Origin of the sequence: Pedobacter sp. KBW01 (assembly GCF_003852395.1) — a bacterium.
In the GTDB taxonomy this organism is placed as follows: domain Bacteria; phylum Bacteroidota; class Bacteroidia; order Sphingobacteriales; family Sphingobacteriaceae; genus Pedobacter.
This window is the reverse complement of sequence record NZ_QAJQ01000022.1, coordinates 109,018-119,336: the sequence shown is the minus strand read 5'-3', so window position 1 is coordinate 119,336 and position 10,319 is coordinate 109,018. Positions and strand designations below refer to the sequence as shown.

At 36.9% G+C, this 10,319-nt stretch carries 19 protein-coding genes; all 19 read right to left on the bottom strand.

Translation table 11 applies throughout. The features are described from left to right. Positions 1-66 precede the first annotated feature (66 nt). Positions 67-603: a 50S ribosomal protein L17 gene (gene rplQ, locus DBR40_RS21085; protein ID WP_124561709.1), complete on the bottom strand. Its 537-nt coding sequence runs from the start codon at positions 601-603 to the stop codon at positions 67-69. Positions 604-725: 122 nt separating this feature from the next. After that, positions 726-1,718 carry a DNA-directed RNA polymerase subunit alpha gene (locus DBR40_RS21080; RefSeq protein ID WP_025145205.1) on the bottom strand — a complete coding sequence of 331 codons (993 nt, stop codon included), beginning with the start codon at positions 1,716-1,718 and terminating at the stop codon, positions 726-728. A gap of 85 nt (positions 1,719-1,803) precedes the next feature. After that, positions 1,804-2,412 carry a 30S ribosomal protein S4 gene (rpsD, locus tag DBR40_RS21075; RefSeq protein ID WP_124561708.1) on the bottom strand — a complete coding sequence of 203 codons (609 nt, stop codon included), beginning with the start codon at positions 2,410-2,412 and terminating at the stop codon, positions 1,804-1,806. Between the two features lie 62 nt (positions 2,413-2,474). Next, positions 2,475-2,864: a 30S ribosomal protein S11 gene (gene rpsK / locus DBR40_RS21070; protein ID WP_010599885.1), complete on the bottom strand. Its 390-nt coding sequence runs from the start codon at positions 2,862-2,864 to the stop codon at positions 2,475-2,477. 152 nt (positions 2,865-3,016) lie between these two features. Next, positions 3,017-3,394, bottom strand: a complete 378-nt coding sequence (gene rpsM / locus DBR40_RS21065; protein ID WP_010599886.1) for a 30S ribosomal protein S13 — start codon at positions 3,392-3,394, stop codon at positions 3,017-3,019. A gap of 70 nt (positions 3,395-3,464) precedes the next feature. Continuing rightward, on the bottom strand, positions 3,465-3,581 hold the full coding sequence (gene rpmJ, locus DBR40_RS21060) for a 50S ribosomal protein L36 (protein ID WP_010599887.1): 117 nt from the start codon (positions 3,579-3,581) through the stop codon (positions 3,465-3,467). Between the two features lies 1 nt (position 3,582). After that, positions 3,583-3,801 carry a translation initiation factor IF-1 gene (infA, locus tag DBR40_RS21055; RefSeq protein WP_010599888.1) on the bottom strand — a complete coding sequence of 73 codons (219 nt, stop codon included), beginning with the start codon at positions 3,799-3,801 and terminating at the stop codon, positions 3,583-3,585. 71 nt (positions 3,802-3,872) lie between these two features. Continuing rightward, positions 3,873-4,658: a type I methionyl aminopeptidase gene (map, locus tag DBR40_RS21050; RefSeq protein ID WP_124561707.1), complete on the bottom strand. Its 786-nt coding sequence runs from the start codon at positions 4,656-4,658 to the stop codon at positions 3,873-3,875. Between the two features lie 8 nt (positions 4,659-4,666). After that, the gene (gene secY / locus DBR40_RS21045; RefSeq protein ID WP_124561706.1) at positions 4,667-6,007 is read right to left on the bottom strand and encodes a preprotein translocase subunit SecY; all 1,341 of its coding nucleotides are present in this window, start codon (positions 6,005-6,007) and stop codon (positions 4,667-4,669) included. A 7-nt stretch (positions 6,008-6,014) separates the two neighbouring features. Continuing rightward, positions 6,015-6,461, bottom strand: coding sequence for a 50S ribosomal protein L15 (rplO, locus tag DBR40_RS21040; RefSeq protein WP_039475451.1), 447 nt, complete (start codon positions 6,459-6,461; stop codon positions 6,015-6,017). Between the two features lie 103 nt (positions 6,462-6,564). Further along, positions 6,565-6,744: a 50S ribosomal protein L30 gene (gene rpmD, locus DBR40_RS21035; RefSeq protein WP_010599892.1), complete on the bottom strand. Its 180-nt coding sequence runs from the start codon at positions 6,742-6,744 to the stop codon at positions 6,565-6,567. A gap of 4 nt (positions 6,745-6,748) precedes the next feature. Further along, a complete protein-coding gene (gene rpsE / locus DBR40_RS21030; RefSeq protein WP_010599893.1) occupies positions 6,749-7,267 on the bottom strand; it encodes a 30S ribosomal protein S5 in 519 nt (172 codons plus the stop codon). Between the two features lie 17 nt (positions 7,268-7,284). Then, positions 7,285-7,638: a 50S ribosomal protein L18 gene (gene rplR, locus DBR40_RS21025; RefSeq protein ID WP_124561705.1), complete on the bottom strand. Its 354-nt coding sequence runs from the start codon at positions 7,636-7,638 to the stop codon at positions 7,285-7,287. Positions 7,639-7,643: 5 nt separating this feature from the next. Continuing rightward, positions 7,644-8,201: a 50S ribosomal protein L6 gene (rplF, locus tag DBR40_RS21020; protein ID WP_124561704.1), complete on the bottom strand. Its 558-nt coding sequence runs from the start codon at positions 8,199-8,201 to the stop codon at positions 7,644-7,646. 18 nt (positions 8,202-8,219) lie between these two features. Next, positions 8,220-8,621, bottom strand: coding sequence for a 30S ribosomal protein S8 (gene rpsH / locus DBR40_RS21015; RefSeq protein ID WP_231427289.1), 402 nt, complete (start codon positions 8,619-8,621; stop codon positions 8,220-8,222). A 153-nt stretch (positions 8,622-8,774) separates the two neighbouring features. Further along, the gene (rpsN, locus tag DBR40_RS21010) at positions 8,775-9,044 is read right to left on the bottom strand and encodes a 30S ribosomal protein S14 (protein ID WP_039475193.1); all 270 of its coding nucleotides are present in this window, start codon (positions 9,042-9,044) and stop codon (positions 8,775-8,777) included. Beyond that, a complete protein-coding gene (gene rplE / locus DBR40_RS21005) occupies positions 9,044-9,610 on the bottom strand; it encodes a 50S ribosomal protein L5 (RefSeq protein ID WP_056097523.1) in 567 nt (188 codons plus the stop codon). Before rplE ends, rpsN begins: the two co-directional genes overlap by 1 nt. Then, positions 9,610-9,948 (bottom strand): 50S ribosomal protein L24, encoded by a 339-nt coding sequence (gene rplX / locus DBR40_RS21000; RefSeq protein WP_124561703.1) that lies wholly within the window; start codon positions 9,946-9,948, stop codon positions 9,610-9,612. Before rplX ends, rplE begins: the two co-directional genes overlap by 1 nt. A 1-nt stretch (position 9,949) precedes the next feature. After that, on the bottom strand, positions 9,950-10,318 hold the full coding sequence (rplN, locus tag DBR40_RS20995; RefSeq protein WP_113951800.1) for a 50S ribosomal protein L14: 369 nt from the start codon (positions 10,316-10,318) through the stop codon (positions 9,950-9,952). Position 10,319 lies beyond the last annotated feature (1 nt).

The following is a 10,319-nucleotide window of genomic DNA, read 5'->3' as shown; positions in this document are numbered from 1 at the left end:
CCTGGCACACAACAAAAAAGTCCTGCTCTTTCGAACAGGACTTTCCAAATCTTAAGGTGAATAAAATTATTCTCCTTTTGGTTCTTCAGTAGCTGGTGCTTCTTCAGCAGGAGCAGCTTCTGGTGCAGCCTCTTCAGCAACTTCAGCTTTCGCATCAGTAGCTTTTTTAGGAGCAGCAGCTTTGCTTCTACCACGACGAGTAGTTTTCTTCTCTTCTTTAGCTTCTACATCTTTACCGTAAACTTCGTTATAATCTACCAATTCAATTAAAGCCATTTCAGCGTTATCACCTAAACGGTTGTTTAATTTAATGATACGAGTGTAACCACCTGGACGGTTTGCAACTTTCTCAGCCACTTCGCGGAACAAAATAGTGATTACTTCTTTATCTTGTAGGTAAGAGAAAACTGTACGACGTGAGTGAGTTGTGTCATTTTTCGCTTTAGTGATTAATGGCTCAACATAAGTACGTAAAGCTTTAGCTTTAGCTAAAGTTGTAGTAATTCTTTTTGCTTTAATAAGTGAAGTAGCCATGTTAGCTAACATCGCTTTTCTGTGGCTGTCGGTTCTGCCTAAGTGATTAACTTTTTTACCGTGTCTCATTGTTTTTTGATTAAGTGTATACCGTCTCTGTCTCAGAGGGAATTATACACTGTTAAAAAATATTTAATTCTCAAATTTCAATATCCAATTTTCAAACTGAAAACTGTTAACTGAAAATTGAATTATTCTTCGTCTAATTTAAATTTAGACAGGTTCATACCAAATGATAAACCTTTTGATTTTACAAGTTCTTGAATCTCTGTTAAAGATTTTTTACCGAAGTTTCTGAATTTTAACATATCAGCAACATCGTAAGAAACTAAATCAGCTAAAGTACGGATATCAGCAGCTTTTAAGCAGTTTAATGCTCTAACTGAAAGATCCATATCCACTAATTCAGTTTTAAGGATTTTACGCATGTGTAAAATTTCCTCGTCAACCTCTTTAGTTTCTTCTTTAGCCTGAGATTCTAATACCAAATTCTCATCAGAGAATAACATAAAGTGTTGGATAAGGATCTTAGCCGCTTCTTTCAATGCTTCTTCTGGATGAATTGAACCGTCAGTAGAGATATCCAATACTAATTTCTCATAATCCGTTTTTTGCTCAACACGAAAGTTTTCGATCGTGTATTTTACATTTTTCATCGGAGTATAAATCGAATCGATCGCAATAACACCTACAACAGCATCAGCAACTTTATTTTCTTCAGCAGGTACATAACCACGTCCTTTATTGATGGTTAATTCCACTTCCAAAGTAACAGATTTATCCATGTTGCAGATTACGTGCTCAGGGTTTAAAACTGTAAAGTTGTTAGAGAATTTAGTGATATCACCAGCTTTAAACTGATCTTGACCATTAACGATGATGAAAACTTTTTCAGAATCACCTGAATCGCCTGTTTTCTTAAAACGAACTTGTTTTAAGTTTAGGATAATATCAGTTAAATCTTCTACAACACCTTTCATGGTAGAAAACTCGTGAGAAACGCCTGAAAAACGAATAGTAGTAATAGCATAGCCTTCTAATGAAGAAAGTAAAATTCTTCTTAAGGCATTACCAATTGTTACACCGAAACCGGGCTCTAAAGGACGAAATTCAAATGTGCCATCGAAATCAGTTGATTTCTGCATGATCACTTTGTCAGGTTTCTGAAATGCTAAAATTGCCATTTATAATTTTTTAAATTCGTTATTGAATATATAGTAACAAGAAAAAAGTTAATTACCCTTTTGAGGTAATTAACTATCTTATTTATTACTTTGAGTACAACTCGATGATTAAGTTTTCCTTGATGTTTTCAGGAATCTCATCACGTTGAGGGTAAGTTAAGAATTTACCGGTTAATTCACCAGCATTCCACTCTAACCATGCGAACTTGTTGATTGTTCTGCCTGCAACTGAGTTACTAATTGATTCTAATGATTTAGATTTTTCACGAACAGCAACCACATCACCAGCTTTTAACTGATATGAAGGGATATTTACAACTTCACCATTCACGGTTACGTGTTTATGGCTAACTAACTGGCGTGCACCAGAACGGGTTGTTGAAATACCTAAACGGTATACTGTGTTATCTAAACGTGCTTCTAATAACTGAAGTAAGTTATCACCGGTAATACCAGCGCGTGAAGAAGCTTTTTTAAACAAGTTACTGAATTGCTTTTCTAATACACCATAAGTATATTTTACTTTTTGTTTCTCCATTAACTGGATTGCATACTCAGATTGTTTTCCTCTTCTTTTTGAAACGCCGTGTTGGCCAGGAGGATAATTTTTTCTGTCTAACACCTTATCAGGACCGAAGATTGGTTCTCTGAATTTACGGGCGATCTTTGATTTTGGGCCTGTATATCTTGCCATTTTTTTTCTGTTTTTAAAGTATCATCCAACCTGTAGCTGGAGATTCTTAGCTTTAAAATTAATTAAACTCTTCTCTTTTTAGGAGGACGACATCCGTTGTGAGGAAGTGGAGTAATATCTTTGATAGATGTTACTTCGATACCTGCTACTTGTAAAGTTCTGATTGCAGATTCACGACCTGAACCCGGACCTTTTACAAATACTTCAACTTTACGTAAACCTAAGTCAAACGCAACTTTACCGCAATCTGAAGCTGCTTGACCAGCTGCATAAGGCGTGTTCTTTTTAGAACCTTTAAAGCCCATTTTACCAGCAGAAGACCATGAGATAGTCTGTCCATTGTTGTTTGTTAAGGTAACGATGATGTTGTTGAAGGTAGCATTGATATGCGCCTGACCAACAGGCTCAATTACAACGATACGTTTTTTTGTTACTTTTTTACTTTTAGCCATTTTATCTTTTAGATTTTAGATATGAGACTTGAGATAGAAAACTTTCCCTACCCCGATACTCAGTATCCTACTTTTTCTCTTTTATTCCAGATTTGAGCAGATTTTAAAGACATGGTTCTCACATCTAAAATCTCACATCTCATATCTATCTATTACTTAGTAGCTTTTTTCTTGTTAGCAACTGTTTTTCTCTTACCCTTACGAGTACGTGAGTTATTTTTAGTACGCTGACCACGAGAAGGTAAACCTTTTCTGTGACGTAAACCACGGTAACAACCGATATCCATTAAACGTTTGATGTTTAACTGAACCTCTGAGCGTAAAGCACCTTCTACTTTAATCTCATCGTTAATCATTGTACGGATTGCTGATAACTCATCATCAGACCAGTCTTGTACTTTTTTGTTTAGATCGATACCTGCAGTAGTTAAAATACGCTGTGCAGTTGTTCTACCGATACCATAGATATAGGTTAAACCAATCTCTCCTCTTTTGTTTCTTGGTAAATCAATACCTGAAATCCTTGCCATATTTATTGATGTTTTGAAGTAATCCCGAACGGCGGGCCACCGTTGTACGGTTAATTACAATATTTTTTAATTACCCTTGACGTTGCTTGTATTTCGGATTTTTCTTGTTGATAACGTAAAGTTTTCCTTTACGGCGAATAATCTTACAATCAGCGCTACGTTTTTTAATTGATGATCTAACTTTCATTTTATTTGTATCTATAAGTGATGCGGCCTTTTGTTAAATCATACGGCGACATCTCTAGTTTTACTTTATCACCAGGAAGAATTTTGATGTAGTGCATCCGCATCTTTCCTGAAATGTGCGCAATAATCTCATGTCCGTTTTCGAGTTCAACTCTGAACATCGCATTAGACAATGCTTCTCTTATTACTCCGTCTTGTTCAATTGAGGCTTGTTTAGCCATATTTTATTGATTGTTACTTAATTAGCTGCTTCTAAACAGGGTTGCAAAATTAAATAAAAAATTTTAATTATTTATTTTTTTTGTTGTAAAACTTCTTCTATAATAGAAAACGTTGATAAAACATCTGCTTTGCCCTTTTTTATGGCCACTGTGTGTTCAAAATGTGCCGATGGTTTATTGTCTTTACTCGTTACTGTCCATCCATCTTTATGGAATTTAACACCGGCTACGCCTGCGTTAATCATTGGCTCAATTGCAATCACCATTCCTTCTTCAAGTTTTGGTCCTGCGCCACGCTTTCCATAATTAGGAACTTCTGGTTTCTCATGAAGTTTTACGCCAACACCATGTCCCACCAGTTCTCTTACTACCCCGAATCCATTAGTTTCTGCATGTTGCTGAACTGCAAAACCGACATCACCGATCCGCATGCCAACCACTGCTTTTTCAATGCCTAATTCCAGGCAACGCTTAGTAACTTCAACCAGTTTTTGTTTTTCAGCATCTATCTCTCCTATTGAGAAAGTATAAGCCGAATCGCCAAAATAATTGTCTTTAATTACGCCGCAATCAACCGAAATTAAATCCCCCTCTTGTATAGTATATGTGCTTGGAAAACCATGAACAACTTGTTCATTTGGCGAAATACATAACGAATAAGGGAAACCATTGTAGTTTAAAAATGCCGGGATTGCTCCGTGATCACCTATAAACTCGTAAGCTAACTTATCTAACTGAATAGTAGTCATGCCTGCTTTTATCACCTTGGCCACTTCGGCTAAGGTTTTAGAAACAAGCATGGAACTTTCTCTTATTAACTCGATCTCTTCAAGAGACTTGTAATAAATTTTAGACATCCTTTACACTACAACGCAGCGTTGCTACTTGCAGCAGGTACTCCTGTTCTGCCTGTAACTCTACCGGTTTTCATTAAACCATCGTAATGACGCATCAATAAATAACTTTCGATCTGTTGTAGAGTATCCAAAACAACACCAACCAAAATCAATAAAGATGTACCCCCAAAGAAGTGGGCAAACTCTTGTTTAATACCAAACTTAACTGCAATAGAAGGCAGGATAGCAATGATCGCTAAAAATACTGCACCAGGGAAAGTGATTTTAGAAATCACATCATCAATAAAAGTTGATGTTGCAAAACCTGGCTTTACACCAGGAATAAAACCACCGTTTTTCTTCATATCATCGCTCATTTGAGTTGGATTAACTGTAATGGCTGTATAGAAGAAAGTAAATGCAATAATTAAAAATGCGAATGTTAAGCTATAAGCCAACGATGTTGTGTTGCTAAACTGAATTAACCATGAGCCTTGTAACGAAGGAACAAACTGCATAATAGCACCTGGAATGAACATTAACGCCTGAGCAAAAATGATTGGCATAACACCGGCAGCATTAACCTTTAAAGGGATGTACTGACGAACACCACCAAACTGGCGGTTACCAACAATTTTCTTAGCGTATTGTACAGGCACTTTACGTACACCCTGAACAATTAAAATGGTAAACATTACAACTGCAAATAAGGCAACGATTTCCAAAACTAATGCTACCGGACCTCCACCCTCACTTGACGAACCCACACGTGCACTAAACTCTTGAGAAATTGCAACAGGTAAACGGGCAATAATACCAACCATAATGATTAGTGATGTACCGTTACCAATTCCTTTATCCGTAATTTTTTCACCTAACCACATTACAAATAAGGTACCTGCCGTTAATACAAACGTAGATAACACTAAAAATAAAGTGTTTGGTAATAAAATAGCTTCTGCCGGAACCTGCGTTTTAACATAACCAACAGACTGAACGATTGTGATCGCTACCGTTAGGTAACGGGTAATCTGGTTCATTTTTTTTCTACCACTTTCGCCTTCTTTCTGCATTTTTTGGAAAGAAGGAACAGCAATACCCAATAGTTGCACCACAATCGATGCAGAGATATAAGGCATTACCCCCAACGCCAAAATAGACACACGAGAGAACGAACCTCCGGCAAACATATCAAGTAAGCCTAAAAGTCCCGATTTTTCGTTATTGCCTAAAGCAGTTGCATCTACACCTGGTAAAACCACGTGAGAAACGAAACGGTATACCAAAAGAATTAAGAGCGTAAACAATATACGCTCTTTTAATTCCTGAATTTTCCAGATATTACTTAAAGTAGTAAATAGCTTCTTCATTTAATAATTACAATTTTACAATAGAACCACCTGCAGCTTCAATAGCTTTTTGTGCGGTTGCAGAAAACGCATGTGCTGTAACTTCTAATTTTGCTTTCACTTCACCACGACCTAAAATTTTAACCAAGTCGTTTTTTGAAGCTAAACCATGCGCCTGGAGAGCGGCGAAATCGATAGTTGTTAAGCTGAATTTTTCAGCTAAGTTTTGTAATACGTCTAAGTTTACACCAACGTATTCAGTACGGTTGATTGGTTTGAAACCAACTTTAGGCACACGACGTTGTAAAGGCATTTGACCACCTTCGAAACCGATTTTGGTTGAGTGACCTGAACGAGAACCCGCACCTTTGTGACCACGAGTTGAAGTACCACCACGACCAGAACCTGTACCACGACCAATTCTTTTGCTGTTTTTTGTAGAACCTTTTGCAGGTTTTAAATTACTTAAATTCATTTTTTTGAATTTGTGTTGCCCTTCGCTTTCACTAAACAGGTACAACGATTAAACATATATAAAGGTAATACAGGTTTTACCCATATTACCTTTAACTTTTTTATTAGATTGCTTCGATAGCTACCAGGTGGTTCACTTTGCGAACCATACCGATAATTTGCGGTGTAGCTTCAACCTCAACACTTTGGTTCATTTTAGATAAACCCAAAGCCTGAACGGTTCTTTTTTGGCGCTCGCTTCTGTCGATAACGCTTTTTACTTGTGTTATTTTGATCTTAGCCATGATATTATCCGTTAAATACTTTGTTTAAATCAATACCACGGGTTTGAGCTACTGTATAAGCATCGCGCATTTTAGTTAACGCATCAACAGTTGCTTTTACCACGTTGTGTGGGTTAGATGATCCTTTAGATTTTGCCAATACGTTATGTACACCAGCACTCTCTAATACAGCACGCATCGCTCCACCAGCAATTACTCCAGTACCTACTGCAGCTGGTTTGATTAATACAAAGCCACCTGAGAATTTACCGATTTGCTCGTGAGGAACAGTACCGTTTAAAATTGGAACTTTTACCAAGTTCTTTTTAGCATCATCCACACCTTTTGCAATTGCTTCAGTTACCTCTTTCGCTTTACCTAAACCGAAACCAACAACACCGTTCTCATCACCTACAACAACAATTGCTGAGAAGCTGAAAGTACGGCCACCTTTGGTTACTTTGGCAACACGTTGTATACTAACCAAACGATCCTTTAATTCGATATCGGTGGTTTTTACTCTTTTTATATTAATAGTTGACATCTTACTTTTTCTTCAGATTAAAATACTAAACCAGCTTCGCGGGCACCCTCTGCCAACGATTTTACACGACCGTGGTATAAATAGCCGTTTCTATCGAAAACAACTTGTTTAACACCAGCTGCAATTGCTTTTTCGGCAACTAATTTACCTACTGCTACTGATTGGTCGCTTTTGCTTCCAGTACCTGCAAAATCCTTTGATAATGATGATGCTGAAACTATTGTTTTACCGGTTACATCGTTAATTACCTGCGCATAAATCCCTTTATTGCTTCTATATACAGATAACCTTGGACGCTCTTCCGAACCGGTAAGTCTTTTTCTGATCCCTTTTTTAATACGATCTCTTCTTGATAATTTTTTACCTGCCATGATTACTATTTTTTAGATGCTGATTTACCTGCTTTTCTTCTTAACACTTCACCTACAAACTTGATACCTTTACCTTTGTATGGCTCTGGTGCACGTAACGAACGGATTTTCGCTGCTACCTGACCAATCAACTGTTTGTCGATACTCTCTAAAATGATTTTAGGAGTCTGACCTTTTTCTGATTGAGTAGTAACAGTAATTTCCGCTGGTAACTGGAATACATAGTGGTGAGAATAACCTAAAACTAGATCTAATGTATTGCCTGCGTTTGTAGCACGGTAACCAACACCCACTAATTCCTGAGTTAATTTATAACCTTCTGTAACACCAACAACCATGTTGTTAAGCAATGAGCGATATAAACCGTGTAATGCTTTGTGTTTCTTTTGATCTGATGGACGTTGAACTGATAAAATTCCATCTTCTTGACTTACAGTGATATCTGAATCTACTGCTTGCGTTAATTCACCTTTAGGACCTTTTACCGTTACAACGTTATCGTTAGATACTGTAATGGTAACACCTGCAGGTACTGTAATTGGGGCTTTTCCTATTCTTGACATTGTGCTGTTCTCCTAATATTAATAAACGTGACACAATACCTCACCACCAATGTTTAATTTGGCTGCTTCTTTATCAGTCATTACACCTTTAGAAGTAGATAAGATTGCGATACCTAAACCGTTTAATACTCTTGGCATATTTTCAACACCAGCGTAGTTTCTCAAACCTGGTTTACTTACTCGCACTAATGTACGAATAGCAGGAACTTTAGTGATCGGATTGTATTTCAAAGCGATTTTAATCGTGCCTTGAACTGTAGTATCTTCAAACTTATAGTTCGCGATGTAACCTTTATCAAAAAGTACTTTAGTGATTTCCTTTTTAAGGTTTGATGCAGGAATTTCTACAACTCTGTGGTTGGCCTTAATGGCATTCCTTACTCTTGTTAAATAATCTGCTATTGGATCTGTATTCATTATTTATTGTTTTTGATAGTGGTTTCCTTCTGCTACCCAGCTGTGGGACCTGCTATCGGTTAAAATTCTTTTTTTAGTATAAACACATATAAGTATCAAGTATCGAGACACAGATTGGCCTTGATACTTGATACTGCAGTATTTTAATACTTTATATTACCAAGATGCTTTTTTAACACCTGGTATTTTACCGTCTAGTGCCATTTCGCGGAATGTTACCCTTGAAATACCAAAGGTACGCATATATCCACGAGGACGACCAGTTAATTTACAACGGTTGTGTAAACGTACTGGAGATGAGTTCTTTGGTAATTTATCCAAACCCTCGAAATCTCCTGCAGCTTTTAATGCTGCACGTTTTTCAGCGTATCTAGCTACCAATTTTTGGCGCTTAACTTCGCGTGCTTTTACACCTTCTTTTGCCATTATTCTGCTGTTTTTTGATTTTTAAATGGTAATCCGAATTGTTTCAATAACTCAAGCGCCTCAACATCAGATTTTGCCGAAGTTACGAAAGTTATATCCATCCCTAAAATTTTATTGATTTTATCTATATTAATCTCAGGAAAGATGATTTGCTCAGTAACACCTAATGTATAGTTACCTTTTCCATCGAAACCTTTATCGTTAATACCTTTGAAATCACGGATACGTGGCAAAGCTACAGAGATCAAACGATCAAGGAACTCATACATGTTGTTATCACGTAATGTTACGCGTACACCAACAGGCATACCTTTACGTAATTTAAAGTTAGAGATATCCTTTTTAGATTGTGCCGGAACCGCTTGCTGACCAGTAATGGTAGTCAACTCAACGATTGTGGTATCCATAATCTTTTTATCTGTAACAGAAAAACGACCAACACCCTGATTGATACAGATTTTTTCCAATTTAGGAACCTGCATTACAGTTTTGTACTGAAATTTTTCTTTTAATGCACTTACAACTTCTTCTTTGTATTTGCTTTTTAATCTTGGTGTAGTAGCCATTATTTAATCTCCTCTCCTGATATTTTAGCAACTCTAACGATTTTGCCATCTGCGTTAAGTTTACGACCTACGCGTGTAGCTTTACCAGATTTTGGATCAACCAACATCAAGTTAGAAATGTGAAGAGCAGCTTCTTTTTTAATAATACCACCGTTAGGATTTGCAGCATTTGGTTTAGTATGTTTAGATACTAAGTTAATACCTTCTACAATGGCTCTGTTTTTATCTGTTTGTACTGAAAGTACTTTTCCTTGTTGACCTTTTGAATCGCCAGCAATTACTTTAACTAAATCTCCAGTGCGGATTTTAAGTTTTGGTGTATTTACTTTGTTTCCCATTTTATAATACCTCCGGTGCTAATGATACGATTTTCATGAATTGTTTTTCACGTAGTTCTCTCGCAACCGGGCCAAAGATACGTGTACCTCTTGGCTCATCCTGTGCGTTCAATAATACAGCTGCATTATCGTCAAAACGGATATAAGAACCATCTTTACGACGGATTTCTTTTTTAGTTCTTACAACAACTGCTTTAGAAACTGTACCTTTTTTAATATTACCCGAAGGTATAGCGCTTTTTACGGTAACAACTACTTTATCACCAATTGAAGCATAACGTTTGCCGGTTCCACCAAGCACGCGAATTACCAATACTTCTTTTGCGCCGCTGTTATCAGCAACGTTTAATCTTGATTCCTGTTGTACCATC